Annotated in this window: 16 protein-coding genes; 7 read left to right on the top strand and 9 right to left on the bottom strand. The window is 60.0% G+C overall.

What is annotated here, in order from left to right; translation table 11 throughout:
- Positions 1–66: 66 nt before the first annotated feature.
- The 8 genes from DW892_RS04370 to DW892_RS04405 all read right to left on the bottom strand — a co-directional run bounded on the left by DW892_RS04370 (position 67) and on the right by DW892_RS04405 (position 7,238).
- Positions 67–1,371 (bottom strand): ATP-binding protein, encoded by a 1,305-nt coding sequence (locus DW892_RS04370; RefSeq protein WP_117765972.1) that lies wholly within the window; start codon positions 1,369–1,371, stop codon positions 67–69.
- On the bottom strand, positions 1,364–3,109 hold the full coding sequence (locus tag DW892_RS04375) for a TerB N-terminal domain-containing protein (RefSeq protein WP_233546819.1): 1,746 nt from the start codon (positions 3,107–3,109) through the stop codon (positions 1,364–1,366). The genes DW892_RS04370 and DW892_RS04375 overlap by 8 nt, the downstream gene beginning before the upstream one ends.
- Before the next feature lie 88 nt (positions 3,110–3,197).
- Entirely contained in the window at positions 3,198–3,914 is a 717-nt protein-coding gene (locus DW892_RS04380) for a DUF554 domain-containing protein (protein WP_187364981.1), read from the bottom strand.
- Positions 3,915–4,032: 118 nt separating this feature from the next.
- Positions 4,033–5,463 carry a hypothetical protein gene (locus tag DW892_RS04385; RefSeq protein ID WP_117765974.1) on the bottom strand — a complete coding sequence of 477 codons (1,431 nt, stop codon included), beginning with the start codon at positions 5,461–5,463 and terminating at the stop codon, positions 4,033–4,035.
- Positions 5,464–5,481: 18 nt separating this feature from the next.
- Positions 5,482–5,763 carry a hypothetical protein gene (locus DW892_RS04390; protein WP_117765976.1) on the bottom strand — a complete coding sequence of 94 codons (282 nt, stop codon included), beginning with the start codon at positions 5,761–5,763 and terminating at the stop codon, positions 5,482–5,484.
- Complete coding sequence (locus DW892_RS04395; RefSeq protein ID WP_117765978.1) at positions 5,747–6,346, bottom strand: hypothetical protein; 600 nt, start codon at positions 6,344–6,346, stop codon at positions 5,747–5,749. Before DW892_RS04395 ends, DW892_RS04390 begins: the two co-directional genes overlap by 17 nt.
- A gap of 89 nt (positions 6,347–6,435) precedes the next feature.
- Entirely contained in the window at positions 6,436–6,945 is a 510-nt protein-coding gene (locus DW892_RS04400) for a hypothetical protein (protein WP_117765980.1), read from the bottom strand.
- Complete coding sequence (locus tag DW892_RS04405; protein ID WP_055287150.1) at positions 6,942–7,238, bottom strand: hypothetical protein; 297 nt, start codon at positions 7,236–7,238, stop codon at positions 6,942–6,944. Before DW892_RS04405 ends, DW892_RS04400 begins: the two co-directional genes overlap by 4 nt.
- 344 nt (positions 7,239–7,582) lie before the next feature.
- Between DW892_RS04405 and DW892_RS04410 the strand changes: the two genes are divergently transcribed.
- Genes DW892_RS04410 through DW892_RS04420 form a run of 3 tightly spaced genes read left to right on the top strand, consistent with a single transcriptional unit; the run spans position 7,583 to position 11,208 of the window.
- Positions 7,583–9,184 (top strand): FAD-binding oxidoreductase, encoded by a 1,602-nt coding sequence (locus tag DW892_RS04410; RefSeq protein WP_117765982.1) that lies wholly within the window; start codon positions 7,583–7,585, stop codon positions 9,182–9,184.
- Between the two features lie 2 nt (positions 9,185–9,186).
- Positions 9,187–10,002: an electron transfer flavoprotein subunit beta/FixA family protein gene (locus DW892_RS04415; RefSeq protein ID WP_117765984.1), complete on the top strand. Its 816-nt coding sequence runs from the start codon at positions 9,187–9,189 to the stop codon at positions 10,000–10,002.
- Complete coding sequence (locus tag DW892_RS04420; protein ID WP_117765986.1) at positions 10,003–11,208, top strand: electron transfer flavoprotein subunit alpha; 1,206 nt, start codon at positions 10,003–10,005, stop codon at positions 11,206–11,208. It abuts the gene before it with no gap.
- Here DW892_RS04420 and DW892_RS04425 read toward each other — a convergent pair.
- Positions 11,205–12,017 carry an HD domain-containing protein gene (locus DW892_RS04425; protein WP_117765988.1) on the bottom strand — a complete coding sequence of 271 codons (813 nt, stop codon included), beginning with the start codon at positions 12,015–12,017 and terminating at the stop codon, positions 11,205–11,207. The two genes, DW892_RS04420 and DW892_RS04425, sit on opposite strands and share 4 nt — an antisense overlap.
- A 162-nt stretch (positions 12,018–12,179) precedes the next feature.
- On the opposite strand from DW892_RS04425, the gene DW892_RS04430 reads away from it, so the two are divergent.
- The 4 genes from DW892_RS04430 (at position 12,180) to DW892_RS04445 (ending at position 15,655) form a co-directional block, all read left to right on the top strand.
- Complete coding sequence (locus DW892_RS04430) at positions 12,180–12,836, top strand: AzlC family ABC transporter permease (RefSeq protein ID WP_255415167.1); 657 nt, start codon at positions 12,180–12,182, stop codon at positions 12,834–12,836.
- Positions 12,826–13,149 carry an AzlD domain-containing protein gene (locus DW892_RS04435; protein WP_117765992.1) on the top strand — a complete coding sequence of 108 codons (324 nt, stop codon included), beginning with the start codon at positions 12,826–12,828 and terminating at the stop codon, positions 13,147–13,149. Before DW892_RS04430 ends, DW892_RS04435 begins: the two co-directional genes overlap by 11 nt.
- A 150-nt stretch (positions 13,150–13,299) precedes the next feature.
- Positions 13,300–14,322, top strand: a complete 1,023-nt coding sequence (locus DW892_RS04440) for a 2-keto-3-deoxygluconate permease (RefSeq protein WP_117765994.1) — start codon at positions 13,300–13,302, stop codon at positions 14,320–14,322.
- A 190-nt stretch (positions 14,323–14,512) separates the two neighbouring features.
- The gene (locus DW892_RS04445; protein ID WP_117765996.1) at positions 14,513–15,655 is read left to right on the top strand and encodes a diguanylate cyclase; all 1,143 of its coding nucleotides are present in this window, start codon (positions 14,513–14,515) and stop codon (positions 15,653–15,655) included.
- The last annotated feature ends 12 nt before the right edge of the window (positions 15,656–15,667 follow it).

The raw sequence follows: 15,667 nt of genomic DNA on the forward strand, positions 1-15,667 counted from the left end.
TGCATTACTGCTTCAACGTTCGCCCAGATAAAACCTGCCAAAATAAACCTGTCCCTTTTTGGCAGGTTAGATGGTGAATTCGGCGAAGTTGCGGTTGCCGTCTGCGGTGCCGGTGTCGCCTGTTGCAGCTGGCGGCGCCAGCGTGACGCCGCCGACGCTTTGCAGCAACTCAGCCACGTTTGCATCGGGATTCTGGCACAGGATATCGAGCAGCTCGATAAAGTCACGGATGACCTCACGCGGCGTCAGATGCGTGTCTGCTCCCACACGACCGAACTCGATCTTGAGGAAGTCTACCAAGTCGTTCTCGGTAAGCGTGGGCGTCCAGCCAAAGTAGCCAGCATGGATCTGCATGAGTTTTTCGATCAGCACCAGCAACTCCTCGTAGGTGAGTGGCTGCAGGCGGATGATGGGCGCGAGCATGTCCTTAAGATCCTCGCGTGCAAAGCGGCCTTGAGCGAGTCGGCTGCGCAGGGCCTCGTAGGAGAACACGCCACGGCGGCGGTCTTCGATGGAGGTTGGCGTGCCGCCCATGATCATGCCCAGGTACTGCGCCTTGCCCTGGAGCGTGTCGTTGTACATGGTCAGGATCTTCTCGTAGTTGTATTGGCGTGTGATGGCGTTGGGAATCTTATACAGATTCACGAGCTCGTCGATGAGCACCAGCATGCCCTTGTAGCCGCTGCAGACCAAAAAGCGCGCAATGAGTTTGACGTAGTCGTACCAGTCATCGTCGCTGATGATGGTTGAGGACCCCAGTTCGGCGCGAGCCTCGCTCTTGGTGCGGTATTCGCCGCGGATCCATTTGGTCACGCGGCTCATAGCTTCTTCGTCGCCCTCGGATACGGCCGCGCGGTAGCGGCGGAGCATGCGGGTGAAGTCAAAGCCGTGGACCATTTCCTCGAGCGGCGCCAGTTGGGCATTGACGGCAGGCTCGTCGGCATCGGCACACGAGGCGACCCAGCGATCCAGGATAAGGTTGAGCGCACCGCCCTCGGGGCGCGTCTTGGTCGATATATTGCGGATGAGCTCGCGGTAGGTGGCAAGGCCCTGTCCCTGACCGCCCTGCAGGCGGCGCTCGGGCGACAGGTCGGCATCAGCGACGACGAATCCCTCGCCCATGGCGTGCGTGCGGATGGTCTGGAGCAAAAAGCTCTTGCCGGCGCCGTAACGACCGACCAGAAAGCGGAAGCTCGCGCCACCGTCGGCGATGAGACTCAGGTCGGTGAGCAGGGCGCGGATCTCGACCTCGCGCCCTACGGTGATGTAAGGAAGGCCGATGCGCGGGACCACGCCGCCCTTGAGCGAGTTGAGAATGACGGCAGCGACGCGCTTGGGCACGCGGGGTGCTGCGGATGCGGTATCACTCATGGTTTAGGTATCCTCTCACGTCTGCTTCGTAGTCCTCGATAATCTGCGGCCCTGCCGCGCCGAATTCGATAACGGTGTCTCCCATCAGGTCAAAGAGCGCCTCGTTGATGGTATCGACAAGCATGTCCTCACTCTTGCCCGACTGCGCCACCGCCGATGCCGTCTGCACTGCGTTTTGCTCGAGTAGTGCTCGAAGATAGGCGTCTGCGGCGGGATCGAGTGCGGACGCGGTGTCAGCGGACGTGGGTGCTGGTGCGAGGAGCGGGGCCACGACGCCAAACTGCTCGGTGGAGATGGTCGGCTCGCTAGCCTCGTCCTGCTGCATGGTCGTCGCGACTGGTTCGGCGATCGTGCCGGCCACGGGCTTGGCTTCCCGTCGTTCGGCAACTGTCACCTCGGCATCCGCAAGCGTGCCGTCCTCGCGTTCCTCATCGATCAAAAGCGCTTCGCGCGTTTGCGCAGCGGCGTTCCGAATGTGCCCCAGCTGACTCAGATCGATATCGATCTTGACGGGCTGGTGTGCGGCGTCCCACGAAAGCCATGCCACAATCTCGTCATCGATAATCTTGGCCAGATATTTGGGGACCTTTTCTTCCTTAAGGGGATGGGCGGGGTCCAGCGCCAGGCGTAGGCGTTGGTCGCAGGCGCGCATCATTTCACCGAGCTTGCTGCTCTTTTGCCTGCTGCCGTGGATACGCATGCATTCCCAAAAGCCGTTTTGGCAACGGTAGATATGGATAGGATTCAGGCGGTATTCGCAGTCCTCGTGGCGCTCGGGCGCAAAGAATACGGCCGAGGCAAACATGGTGTAGGGCATGGCCGTCTCCTCCCCAAATAAACTCGCCACGATGCCGGTCTTTCGGTGCGTGTCATAGTAGCGCGCCATACGGACATACACGGCGCATGCCACGTGGCGCAGATCGCAGTGGTGGCTGCGGTCGAGCCGCGAGTTACTTAGGTTGTACGTGGAGAGGGCGTTGATGGCGGCCATGAGTCGTTCCTCGCGCACCTCATCGGGCGGAAGGGGGAGCGTGGGCTCGGAGATTTTGCGACGCTTAGGGGTCTGGCCGGACGGTGCCGGTGCTGGTACAAGGTCTCGTGCCGCGCGCCGCAGCTCGATAAGGGCGTTATCGAACATGACGGTTTTAGAGTCGCGAAGCAGCTTGGGGTCGAGCCCGTGGAACACGGCGTAATCCTGCAGCCACACGCGCGCAAACCGGTCGATGCCGGGCTCGAAGGCGCGATAGACATCCCAAAAGGCCTTGATCTTGTTAAAACCATCGAGCGGATTATCTACGCCAATGCCGCAAATCAGCTCATAGAGATACAGAAAGGCAAAGGACGTAGACGTTTCCTCGACGGTTCCGCGGCGCACTTGGGTACGCCAGGTAAAGTAGCCGCGCAACTGTCGATCGCTCATGGCATTGTAGGTGGGAAAGTACGACTTAAAGGTGCCGTTGTAGGGGCAGTCGTCCTCAAAGTCGGCCATCAGCAGGCCTTGGCGGTAGAAAAGCTCGGCTTCCGAAAGCCAACGACCCGCGCCGCCCTTGGGGTCATCCTGCCAGCGCGATATCTCGCGCATTTTGCGGTACTGGTCGGGGAGGAAATTCTGCATCTGTCGGCCGGTTTTGAGAATCGGCTCGTCTGCGTAGATTTCGTTAGAGAAGCGGGCGGACTGATGGGTCCGGGCCTCGGCCATAATGCGCTCGATGAGCATCTTGATGTCCTGGTCGGCCACCGCTTCTCCTCTCCTAACGCAGCTTCGGTGACCTCATATCATAGCACAGCATCAAACAGGTGTTCGAGATACTGCTGCGTAGATAGATTTAGAACAGGAGGGCGTAGATGACGGCGATGACGACGGAGGGGAGCATATTGGCCGTGCGGAAGGTCTGAGGACGGATGAGGTTGACGCCGACGCAGAAGATGAGCATGGAGCCTACGAGCGAAAGGCTGTCGAGGGCTGCCGTGGTCATGATGGGGGAGAGTGCGCCGGCAAACAGTGTGATCGTCCCCTGGAACACGGCGACGGGCAGGGCGGAGAAGATGCAGCCGCGGCCAAGCGAGGCCGTCATGGTGCAGACGATGATGCAGTCTAGCGCACCCTTGAGGGCGAGTGTGGACCAGTCGCCGAGCAGACCGTCTTGGATTGATCCCACGATAGCCATGGCACCGATGCAGACGGTCAGCGATGTCGAGACAAAAGCGTTGGTGAACTCGTTATCGCCCTCACTGCCAGTCTTGCGCTTGAGCCATTCGCCAAGGTTCTCGATGGCGGCTTCCAAGTTGACGGCCTCGCCGATGAGCGAACCGAGCGCAAATGAGACGATGAGCATGGTGGTACCGGTGGTCGACAGCGCCTTTCCATCGATGACGAGCATCTTTTGCATGGTGCCGCCCAGGCCGATAAACAGGACGCACAGCCCCGATGCTTTCATGAGCGTGTCTTGGATGCGCGGTGTAATGAAGCGGCCGCCCGCTAATCCCAAAAGACCGCCCGCAACTAAAAGCACAACGTTGATGATTGTTCCCAAGCCCGGCATGAGCCCTCCTGTATTGATGCCAACGTGGCAATCGTAGCAGAACGAAATGCGAGGCACATCGCGACTCATCTAATACGTTATATAAGTGGTATTAGGAATGATGCGCAGCATTTAAGTCTCAGGTGGTTGTCGGGACATAGGGATAGTAGTCAAAGCGCAGTGTCATAAGCCGCTGTGGGGATTCAATAGCCGCAGCGATGATATTGGCATCACGGGCACGATCAAACCCTTCGAGTTCGATCTGATACGAGACGTCTTGCATAATGTCCAGACGTCGCCAGGCTAGGAGTGTGTCGCCATCGAATTCCAGGGTCTTGCCTCCGTCTGGAGCAACGGCGTATAGACGCAGTTTAGCGGTGGTTGCAGGGTCGACAACCGTGACCTTTTTAATTTCGTTTCGAGTATTCTTGGCGCCCAACAGGGTGAGCAGTGTTGGGGCCACGACCTCGCCCGATGGCAAAAAGACGACTTCGATGGATTCGGGAAATGCGATGATGGCCGACTTGCGGACGGGCTGATTGGCGGCGGCAACTTCGATGTTCGCAGCGTCGATGACCTCCGTGTGGTCGAGCGCGGCAAGCACGCAGCAGTTGCCTTCATCGATCTCTTGAGGATCAGCAAACCTCAGACTGTCCGCGAGCTCGGGATCGCTTGGATCGGTAGCGGGCTCATTCGGTGCTTCGAAAGAAGCTGGGACGCTGTTTGTCGGCGACGGCGTGTCGCCCGCACCTGCTTCTTTGTCCGCGCTCTCTTCTTGTGTGGTTGCGTTGATGGGTTCGTCGTTTGAGGGGAGCGTCTTGGCGTCAAGCGCGGAGGGGAGAATTCCGATGGCTCCGGATCCGTTCCACTCCATTTCGAGAAGCGCCGGGTCGGCAAGAATGCGTTGCCTGCTTTGCGCGTGGGCATCGATTTCAATAGGGCCTGCCTCTATCCCTCGTGTAAGGCTGAGTGATCCGTCTGACTTCTCGAAATGAGCGTCTGTGTCTTTGGTGCTGACGGCGTAGAACAGCAGGGACGCTTCTCCCGCCGCGACGGCATCGGTGCCGGCTTTGGTCAGCTGCAACGATGCCGTGAATGAGAGGGTGGGCTGCGTGTCGTCTGCATTCGCGGCGGCGCAGCCCAGACATATACCGCCTCCTTTCTCGAAAAACGCACCGTCGAAGACGACCTTCGCTCCGTTCGCCGAGTCATCGACCGAAGCGATGTCGATGCGCAGCTCTAAATTGCATGGATCGCCATCTGCATCGAGCACAACCGAGCGCCACGTGCAGACGGCGCACCCCGCCTGGGAGCCGTTTGCCTTGTTCGAACGATTGATATCCACGACTATCGAGCCGTCCGTATTACGACGAAGGCATCCCGAGGTTGAGATTGCGGCCTGTGCGATCGAAAAACGCTTGCACGCAATGGCGCTCGACGGATTTGGTGCGGAGATTAGGGCTGCTGATAAGGAGTCTGCCATGACGGGAGTCGCCCAAGCGGCGACAGGCGTTCCGGTTGCGAGCGCGCCGCAGAGTGCGACGACGGGCAAAAGGTTCTTCGATGCCATGGGGTCTCCTTAGCTAATTTAGTGCGGCCTGTCCATGTTTTGTTTCTGGCTGCGTTTGATGTGCAGACCGAGGCCGGCGGTTCCTGCGCCTGCTGCTGTGGCGCCTGCTGCCAAGAGCCATCGTCTGTCGCCTGTCTGCGCCAACGGTTCCTCGCGGTCGCCGCGGTCGAGCTCCGAGAGGTCGACCGTCACTTGCGTGGCGGCCTGCGCCTGTTCTTGCTGGGCAAAGGCCATGGCTGGCCCAAACGCTAGGATGCTGACGGCGGCGGCCAGGGCGACGGCCTTATACCGTGTGCGCACCGGGCTCGACCGTCCAGGTGATCGTCGCAACCTGATCGCCTTCGCCGGTTACGCGGAAGATGTCGCGCGTGACGCGGGCGACGTTTCCGCTTGTCTTGAGCTTGATTTTGTCCGTGCCGCCGGCAATGCCCTGGTAGCCCATGTCGAAGGCTGCATTCTTGGAAAGATCGAGGCCCGTCCCCTGCATTGCGGCGCTGGCGTTCTGGAGCGCGCCGTCGGGGCCGACCTTAAAGTCGATGGAGTTCTGCGCGGTTCCGGCCTTGGCGTCGGCGGCAATGGTCCAGGTGTTCATGGCGTCGATCTTCACGTTGGTGACATGGATGCCGTAGGCCGAATGATTGTCGATGGTGGTCGCGTCTTCTGAGGGGCCCTGAAGCGTGCCGTCGGCCTTGGCGACGAAGGGAATAACCGTCGGAACTTTGAACTCAACGTTGTCGATCTCGGTCCTGACCATTACCTTCGTGGTTCCAACGCGCCCGGCTGCCATAGCTGGCGTCGGGGCGGCGCCCATTGCGAGCGCGAGCGCGAGCCCTGTGCCCACGACGAGCGCTCTGACTCCGTTCATGTTCCTGGTGATGTCCATGGTCGTTCCTTTCTATTCGCCGCGGGCCGTCCCCGCGATGATTGGACGAATGCTGGTGAATTGCATGCGGTGCCGCGTCGGCCGGAAGGCTAGTTCTCGGCTTGCTCAACCCGTACCTTGACACGTGTCGGATTGCCGTGGCTGTCGAGGGTCTTGGCATCGAGTGCTTGGATCTCGATGTACGCCTCGCCTTCTTTGATGTCGCCGGCGGGGCACGTCTCGATTGTCTTGCCGGTCTCGACCACACCGGATTCGTACATGGTCTCGTCGTTTTGGATGACGCGGAATCGCTGGGGAAATTTATTGTCTTGGACGTTTTGCACGTTGACGCGCAGCTTGCCGTCCTCCTGCAGCTGAGCGACCGGCGCGACCGAAATCGTCATCATGTTGTCGCGGACGATGGCGTCGAGCTCATCTTGGATTTCCTGACGCGTTTTGCCCTCGGCCGTCGTGACCGAAGCGCCCGCCTCGGGTACGGGCTGCGACTGCCAAGCGTATAGTCCTACGGCGACAAGGGCACAGACGATGGCCAGACAGGCAGCGATGAGCTTCTTGCGACGCCCCAGGCCTGCAAAGTGGGGTGGCCTCTTCGCGCTCATGCGGCATCCTTGGCGGTATAGATGCGCGCAAAGGTTGACGGGTCCGCTCCAAAGAGCATGTGAAGCATCAGACGGCGCGAGTAGACGAGCTCGTCGAAGTCGGGAGGGAGCTCGATGTCGTGGATATGCGCGATGTGGTGGGCGAGCGCCGAGAACGACTCGGGGTCGCAGATCACATCGGTGGTAACGTGGTAGACCGTCGTATCGGGGAATGCCTCTTCGTCGAAAGGCAGGAGATGGGGATCGTCGTCGACTTCGATGGCGATGCCGTACTGGGGCCAGTAATATGCCATGGGAACCTCCCTGCTTCTGGGCCAAAACTTCTATCGGTTTTGGCTGTCGATGCCGACCGTATCAGCCGCTACTTGACCAATTTCTGACCAAATGCTTGACGGATTGGTGTCTCCGCAGGTAAAAGGCGGCAAAAAATACTCCAACTTTTTTCGAGTGACAATCGCGCGGTCGGCGACGGCGGGCCATATGTGTCAAAAGCATCGTCTGCCGAGGAAATCAAGCCGCTCGCCGAATTGCACGAACGTAAAAATCGCCAATTATGGAGACGGTCTCGAACACGTCGACGAAACGATGCGGTAACATCTCCCTGCAAACACTGTAGTTAGCTAAAGGGGGAGTTCGCGTGTCTGCAACCATCAAACCCTTCACCGACGAGTTCGAAGAGTATGGTCGCGATGAGTCTCGCGCATCGGGCGAGGCCTCGAGCATCTCGTTTCCGACAACGGAAGACGAGGTCCGTGCCATTTTGGAAAAGCTCCATGCCGAGCGTGTCCCGGTAACGGTTCAGGGCGCCCGAACCGGCCTTGCCGCCGGTGCCGTGCCCCACGGCGGGCATATCCTCAATACTTCCCGTATGAATCGCTACTTGGGCCTTCGCCGCGATGAACAAGGCCAATTTCTGCTGCGCGTGGAGCCGGGCGTTGTGCTCTCGGAGCTGCGCAAGCAGCTGAGCAAGAAGGTGCTGCCGACTGCTGGTTGGGACCAGGCATCGTTTGAGGCCTACGAGGAGTTCCAAGAGGCCCCCGAGCAGTTCTTTCCCACCGATCCCACCGAGGCGTCTGCCTGTCTGGGCGGCATGGCGGCATGCAACGCCTCCGGCGCCCGCAGCTACGCTTACGGCCCCATGCGCCCGCATATCACGGGACTCCACGTCGCGCTGGCTGATGGCGATTTGCTTGAGCTTCAGCGCGGCGAGGCTTTTGCCCAGGGCCGCCACCTGTCGCTCGTGACGGCAGCGGGCCGTGCACTCGAGCTCGATCTTCCTGACTACACCATGCCCAAGACAAAAAATGCCTCAGGCTATTTCGTTGCGGACGAAATGGACGCCATCGACCTCTTTATCGGTGCTTGCGGCACGCTCGGCGTTATCACCGAGCTCGAGATTGCCCTGCAGACGGCGCCTGCGGTCGTTTGGGGTGTGAGCTGCTTTTTCGATAGCGAAGACAAGGCCGTGTCCTTTACTGATTCCGTGCGCCCCGTCCTGTCCCACGCGGCTGCCATCGAATATTTCGATGCGGGCGCCCTGGATATTCTACGTCGCCAGCGCGAGCAGTCGACGGCGTTTGCCTCGCTGCCGGCGCTCGACAAAGAGGCGAAGGTCTGTGTCTACGTGGAGCTCGACTGCGATGACGAGGCCCAGGCGACCGAGGAACTGTACCACCTGGGATGGGTGCTCGAGTTTGCGGGCGGCAGCGACGATGCGACATGGGTCGCGCGCACCGAGGTCGATCGCGAGTGCCAGCGGTTCTTCCGCCATGCGGTCCCCGAGAGCGTCAATATGCTTATCGACGAGCGCCGCCGCACGGATCCCACCATCACCAAACTGGGTTCGGACATGTCGGTGCCCAATGCACGCCTTGCCGATGTCGTGGCCCTCTATCGCCGCACACTGGTCGAAAGCGGGCTTGAATCTGCTGCCTGGGGGCACATCGGTAACAACCATCTGCATGTGAACATCCTGCCGCGCGATGCGCAGGACTACCGTCGCGGTGGCGAGCTGTTTGCCCAGTGGGCTGCGGAGGTAACGGCTATGGGCGGTGCCGTTTCTGCCGAGCACGGCGTCGGCAAGATCAAAGCGGGCTTCTTAGAGACAATGTACGGTCACGAGGCCATGGTCGAGTCGGCGCGGCTCAAGCTCCAGCTCGATCCCGACGGGCAGCTGGGTCGCGGCAACCTGTTCTCGGAGAAGCTCTTGGATGAGCTCGTCCAGAAAGGGGGCGCGTGAAGATGAGCGATTTCCATATGGTGGTGTGCGTCAAGGCCGTGCCGGGCAGCACCGAGGTCAAGATGGACCCCAAGACCAATACCATCGTGCGCGATGGCAAGCAGGCGGTCATTAATCCCTTTGATGCGAGCGCTTTGGAATGCGCGCTGGCGCTGAAGGACGACTTTATCGGCTTTGGCATGGATGTGCGCGTGACGGTGGTGTCGATGGGCATCCCCGCGACCGAGTCGCTGCTGCGCGACTGCATCGCTCGAGGCGCCGACGACGCGCTGCTGCTAACCGATCGCGCCTTTGCAGGTGCCGATACCCTGGCAACCACCTATGCCCTCAAGTGCGGCATCGAGGCGCTCGACGAGGACTTCGACCTGCTCATCTGCGGCAAGATGGCGGTGGATGGCGATACGGCTCAGATTGGTCCCGAGCTTGCCGGTGCCTTTGAGATTCCCTGCGTGACCGACGTGAGCTGCGTGCAAAGCGCGGGCTTTACGACGTGCGGCTCGCTGGCGCTTGTTCACGGCTGCGATGCCGGCGAGGAGACGGTGTACCTGGAGATGCCGTGCGCGATGACGACTGCCAAGGAGATTGGCCAGCTGCGCATGCCGAGTATTGCCGGTATTCGTGCGGCCGAGGAGGCGGACGTGCGCGTGGTCAACGCTGCCGACGTAGACGCCGACCCCGCGCGCTGCGGTCTTGCCGGGTCGCCGACGCAGGTCGTGCGCTCGTTTGTGCCCGACCGTGACCAAACGTGCGAGGCCGTTGACGGAACGGCGTCCGAGCAGGCGGCAAAACTTGCCAAGATTATCGAGGGGATGGCGTAGATGAGCGGACTGATTATCGATAGCGAAGCCTGTATCGGCTGCGGTCGCTGCGTTCGCGCCTGCGCCTCGGGCGGTATCGTAGTGGAAGGCGAGCGGCCCAACCGTTGCGCACGCGTAACCGACGGCTGCATCCTATGCGGCGGGTGCGTCGACGCCTGCCCCGTCAACGCTATCTCGATCGAGCGTGACGAGGCCGCTGGTGCGGTGGACCTTGATGCATATCGAGACATTTGGGTGTTCGCGCAGACCGACGAGCACGATACGGTGACTCCCGTTGCCTATGAGCTTATGGGCAAAGGCCGCGAGCTTGCCGATGCTCGCGGCTGCCGTCTGGTGGCACTGGTCGGTATGGCCCCCGAGGGTTCTCTCGGTGACCTGGAGCATCTGGTTTGCGCAGGCGCCGACGAAGTCCTGGCCTGTCGCGACAAGCGTTTGCGTCAGAACGATGCGGAGGTCTACGCCCGCTTGATCTGCGATTTGGTAGCCGAACGCAAACCCGAGGCCATCCTATACGGTGCGACCGCTTTTGGCCGCGAACTGGCACCCGGCGTTGCCGTGCGCTTGCAGACGGGCCTTACGGCTGACTGCACCGTACTTTCGATGGATACGGAGACGGGACTGCTGCAACAGACGCGTCCGGCGTTTGGCGGCAACCTGATGGCCACCATCGTCTGCCCCAATCATCGTCCCCAGATGGCAACGGTTCGTCCCGGCATCTTTAAGGCACCCGACTTTGACTACGGCCGCTCCGGCACGATCACCCAGATATCGCTTGCGGATGATGCTAAGGCCCGTGTCGAGATCTCGATTCCCGCCGAGGAGTGGGGGCAGCAGGCCTCGATCGCCGATGCCGAGCGCCTGGTCGTGGTGGGTCGCGGCATTGGTTCCAAGAAAAACCTGCCGCTGATGCGAAGGCTCGCCGAGGCTCTGGGAGCCGAGCTTGGCTGCACGCGACCTGTCGTGGAGGCCGGCTGGTTGGAGTATCGCCATCAGATTGGCCAGACCGGCGTATCGGTTTCGCCCAAGCTTCTCGTGAGTATCGGTGTTTCGGGCGCCATCCAGCATCTTGCCGGCATCGGTGGGGCGGAGTGCATTATCGCCATCAACGAGGACCCGGATGCCCCCATTTTTGGTGCTGCCCAGTACAAGGTTGTTGGGGACGCCGTCGAGGTCGTCGAGGAGCTGCTGGCCCAGCTTGAGCGCTAGGCGCGCGCCAGCCAGTCGCGCATCTCGTCCTTTAGGCGCTCCCAGGTCGCCTGCGTGGCGGGATCGGTAAAGGGGCGCACAATGCCAAAGGGTGCGTCGAGCAGTCGGTAGATATCGCCCTGCTCGCGCGCCAGCGCACGGCTTGCCGGATAGACGAGCTCAAACATAAAGCAGATGAGTCCCACCAGGTAGTCTGCGGGCTCGTTGCGTTCATCGCGTGCGACGCAGCGGTGCTCGTCAAAGGCGGCGAGTGTCGGCGACGAGAAACGGCTGCCGAGAAACGTCTTCTCGTCCACCTTGAGGATGGTGTCGACGGTGCTGTTGGCGATGGTGCGCATAATGTCGATCTTGTCACCATCGCGCACGATATCGCAGAAGCTTCGCGTGCGCACGTCGAGCTGCGCGGGTAGACGGAAATCGCTGTGATAGGCAATGCTCGCTCGGATGAGCTCATCTTCTGCCGGGTCATCGATAAAGTCGCGGATGCTCGTTACGGCGGGTGCATCGGCGGGATTCTCGCCAAAGAGGACCTCGATGCCCAGCGCCGCATGGCTCATGCTCTCGGCGTCCTTAAAGGTGTCCCAGCGTCGCAGCTGCTCAAAGCGGCCCATATCGTGTAGCAGGCCGCAAAGCCATGCCAGGTCAATATCTTCTGACGACCAGCCCTGCTCGCGCGCTACGGCATCGCATGCCTCGGCCACGTGGTACGTATGCTCGATTTTGAGCGCGATGCGTGGGTTGGTGGCGTCGTAGGCATCGGTGTAGCTTTTGAAGGCCGCGCGCGCCCGGTCTCGATCGATAGCTGTCATAATGACTTCCTAAAAAGTTGTGTCTTTCGATCCGGTGGCAATTGTAGGTGAACTCGGTTGCTGTCGGATGATGATTCTGCCGTGTCGCTACATGCGGCTCGGAGACCTTGTAAGGATGAGAAGCGTATGGTGCTCAAAATCGTTAGAACCGTCTGGCCAGTGATGCTTACCTATGTTGCAATAGGCGCGCCGTGCGGAATGATCATGGGGCAGACGGGAATGGAGCCCTGGATGGTCTTTGCCCTGAGCAGCACGTTTGTGACGGGCAGCGGTCAGTTTATGATCTGCAATCTTTGGCTGGCGGGCGTACCGACACCTTCGATTATCGCGAGCGTTGCCGCCATCTCCTCGCGTTTTGCGCTTTACTCGGCATCGATCGCGCCGCATCTGACGGGTGCCTCGAAGCGTCAGACGCTGGCTGTTGCCGCGACACTTACCGAGGAGGCATATGGCATCTCGCTTGCCAAGTTGGTTGAAGGGGAGGATTGGGGCCCGCGCGAGTCCTTTGTGCTCAACGTGATCCTCATCGCAACATGGGGCGTTTCGTGTACGATGGGCGCCATCGTCGGCGCCGTTGTCGATGTTCCCACCGCCATTGCAGCCTTTGTCTGCACCTCGCTCTTTATCTGCCTGCTCTTTTCGCAGCGGCTGTCGCGCGGCAACGTTGTCGCGGCGGTTTCGGGCGCGGTGTTCGTCGCCGTATGCAAGTTCTTGGGCCTCGCGAATATTGCCGTGCCGGCAAGCGTCGTGGCCGGTATTGCCATTGCGCTGGCGTGCGATGCTGTATTTGACGGAAGAGGTGCCCGCGATGCCCGTTAACGAGTTCTTGGTTCTGTGGCTGTCGTCGTGGGCTGCTATCGCGTTCTTTCGCACCGCGCCGGCGTTCGCCTTGCGCGGGCGGACCCTGTCGCCCCGCATTACCGAGGCCCTGGGCTATATCCCGCCCGCTGCCTTTGCCGCGCTGGTCGCCAACGACTTGGTGAGTCCCAGCGCGTTCGACGCGGGACTCTGGCCTGCCTTGGTTCCCTGGATTGCGGCCGCCGGCGTCGTGGTCGTGGCGGTCAAGACAAAATCGATGCTGTGGTGCTGCGTCTCGGGCATCGTACTCTATATTGTCTTGAGCCTTATATAGGGCTGGCGTCGCGGGCGCCGAATCTCGTTCCATCCCAACTTGTAGAATTTTTCACCGAGCTGGTCTATTTCTTCTGGTACCATGGTCAAACTTTACTGTAGCAAAGCGTGACGTGGGCTTTTGTACCCCGTCAGCGGAAATGGGGGTTTCATGGCACAGGAAGCAACCGCCAACGAGCAAAAGAAATTCAAGGTCCCGCGCATCCCGGGCGACATCATGATCTATCCCATGATCGTCGGTCTTTTGCTCAACACTTTCTGCCCGCAGGTTTTTGAGATCGGCGGCTTCTTTACGGCTGCCTGCCGCGGTGGGTCCAATACCATCGTCGCCGCGATCCTGCTGTTTGTGGGCGCCGGCATCAGCTTTAAGTCCACGCCGGGCGCCATCAAGACCGGCATCGTCGTGCTGATCCCCAAGCTGGTCGTCGCAGCGGCTCTCGGCCTGGGCGTGGCATATTTCTTTAACGACAACTTCCTGGGTCTGAGCTCCGTGTCTATCATCGGCGGCATCACGTTTTGCAACATGGCGCTCTATACGGGCATCATGGGCGAGTTCGGCGATGAGTCCGAGCAGGGCGCCGTCGGTATCCTGTTCTTTACGGCCGGCCCTGCCGTCACGATGATCATCCTCGGTGTTTCCGGCCTCGCCAACATTCCCATTGGCACCATTATCGGCTCCATCTTGCCACTCGTTATTGGCATGGTTTTGGGCAACCTGTTCCCGTTTATCAAGAACCTGCTGGTTCCCGGTGCCAATCCCGCGATTGCCGTCATCGGATTTCAGCTCGGTGCGTCCATGAGCCTGTCGAGCTTTATCACCGGCGGTATTTCCGGCATCTTGCTGGGCCTCATCACGCTCTTTATCGTCGGTCCCATTACCTTTGCCTTCGAGCGCCTGTGTGGCGGCAACGGCAAGGCGGCCGTTGCCTGCTCCACCATTGCCGGCACGGCCATGACCACGCCGGTCGCCCTCGCCGAGGTCGCTCCGCGCTATGCCGAGCTTGCGCCCACCGCGTATGCGCAGATCGCCACTGCCGTCATCATCACGGCAATCATGGCCCCGATTCTGACTGGCTGGGTCGATAAGAAGTTCTGCCACGGCAAAGAGGATCTGTCGGTCGAAGGCGTCGAGGCTATTGAGGAGGCCGTCGCGACCGACATTGACGGCGAGTAATCGTCGACGCGAGTCAATCAAGCCGGCGTGTGCAATTCGCGCCGTATGGGCGCCCGAACGGTGGCTGTTCTGCAGTGACGTTCGGGCGCTCTGCTATGATTCCCTTTACCCCTGCGGAGAAAGGGGTGTTTGGCGCCTAGGCGCGACTCGGGCGATTCTGGCCACTTGGATATTGAAGGGAGGGCGTCTAGTGATTAAGGCACTCAAGATCGAGATATTCCTGCTGTGCATGATTATTCTTATCGGGCTTGCCGTACGAAGCCGTCGCTCCCTGTTCTCGAGCACCCAGCAGCTTTTGTTTAGCATGCTGGGCTACACGTCTGCTGCCTACATTTTCTTCGATATGATCTGGACGCTCTCGGACGGCGTGAACACTCCTGTAGGCATCACGGCCAACTGGATTTCCAACGCGGTCTCGTTTTCGCTGTTCGCCATCGCGTGCCTCATTTGGTTTTTCTATTCCGAGACGATGCAGGGCTCACGGCTCCTGACCACGCCCTACAGGGTGGTACTTTTAACGTTGCCAACCGCATTGGTGGTCGTGCTGGCATTTACCAGCTACTGGACGCACGCTATGTTCTATATCGATGCACAGGGCGTATATCGTCGCGGCTTTGCTTATATGATCCAGCCCATCGTGAGCTACTGCTACGTTATATATACGTCCTTGCATGCCTTTATTCAGGCTCAAAAAGTCGAAAGCCTGCAAAAGAAGGCCATTTATCACACCCTAGCCTTTTTTGCGATTCCCGCTCTGGTGGGCGGTACCTTCCAGGTTTTGTTTTCGGTACCGGGCCTTTGCGTCGGTATAACGCTGAGCATCCAGCTGCTCTATATCATCTGCCAGGAGCAGCTGATCTCGACCGACCCGTTGACTGGCCTTAACAATCGCAACCGTTTTGAGACCTATATGCTGTCGCTGTTCTCGGGTACTGACCAGGGCGATGGTATGTATCTGCTTATGATGGACGCTGACGGCTTTAAGCAGATTAACGACCGGCATGGACATGTTGAGGGCGATCATGCCCTCCAGGTCATATCTGCTACGCTCAAAGAGGTCTGCTCGGCGTCTGGTGGCTTTATCGCGCGTTATGGCGGCGATGAGTTCGTGGTGCTCCAGAAGGCAGCAGCGGAACAGGACATCATAGACCTGTGTTTGGCGATTAACGACGAGCTCGCTCGTGCCGAGGTGCCGTATCTGTTGCGGATGTCCATCGGCTATGCGCGGGTCGGTGATGGTGTCGATACCTGGCAAGACTTACTTCGCGCTGCCGATACGGAGCTCTACCGCGTCAAGGCCGAGAAAAAGAAAGCCGGCGTCCAGATACGCTAGAAAAAGGGGCGC

This window comes from Collinsella sp. AM40-7AC (assembly GCF_003468125.1).
Lineage (GTDB): Bacteria > Actinomycetota > Coriobacteriia > Coriobacteriales > Coriobacteriaceae > Collinsella > Collinsella aerofaciens_O.

What these genes read in the sequence shown, in the direction of transcription:
- DW892_RS04370 (WP_117765972.1), bottom strand. Translation starts at nt 1,371, where the DNA reads ATGAGTGATACCGCATCCGCAGCACCCCGCGTGCCCAAGCGCGTCGCT.
- DW892_RS04380 (WP_187364981.1), bottom strand. Translation starts at nt 3,914, where the DNA reads ATGCCGGGCTTGGGAACAATCATCAACGTTGTGCTTTTAGTTGCGGGC.
- DW892_RS04385 (WP_117765974.1), bottom strand. Translation starts at nt 5,463, where the DNA reads ATGGCATCGAAGAACCTTTTGCCCGTCGTCGCACTCTGCGGCGCGCTC.
- DW892_RS04395 (WP_117765978.1), bottom strand. Translation starts at nt 6,346, where the DNA reads ATGGACATCACCAGGAACATGAACGGAGTCAGAGCGCTCGTCGTGGGC.
- DW892_RS04400 (WP_117765980.1), bottom strand. Translation starts at nt 6,945, where the DNA reads ATGAGCGCGAAGAGGCCACCCCACTTTGCAGGCCTGGGGCGTCGCAAG.
- DW892_RS04405 (WP_055287150.1), bottom strand. Translation starts at nt 7,238, where the DNA reads ATGGCATATTACTGGCCCCAGTACGGCATCGCCATCGAAGTCGACGAC.
- DW892_RS04415 (WP_117765984.1), top strand. Translation starts at nt 9,187, where the DNA reads ATGAGCGATTTCCATATGGTGGTGTGCGTCAAGGCCGTGCCGGGCAGC.
- DW892_RS04420 (WP_117765986.1), top strand. Translation starts at nt 10,003, where the DNA reads ATGAGCGGACTGATTATCGATAGCGAAGCCTGTATCGGCTGCGGTCGC.
- DW892_RS04425 (WP_117765988.1), bottom strand. Translation starts at nt 12,017, where the DNA reads ATGACAGCTATCGATCGAGACCGGGCGCGCGCGGCCTTCAAAAGCTAC.
- DW892_RS04430 (WP_255415167.1), top strand. Translation starts at nt 12,180, where the DNA reads ATGCTTACCTATGTTGCAATAGGCGCGCCGTGCGGAATGATCATGGGG.
- DW892_RS04435 (WP_117765992.1), top strand. Translation starts at nt 12,826, where the DNA reads ATGCCCGTTAACGAGTTCTTGGTTCTGTGGCTGTCGTCGTGGGCTGCT.
- DW892_RS04440 (WP_117765994.1), top strand. Translation starts at nt 13,300, where the DNA reads ATGGCACAGGAAGCAACCGCCAACGAGCAAAAGAAATTCAAGGTCCCG.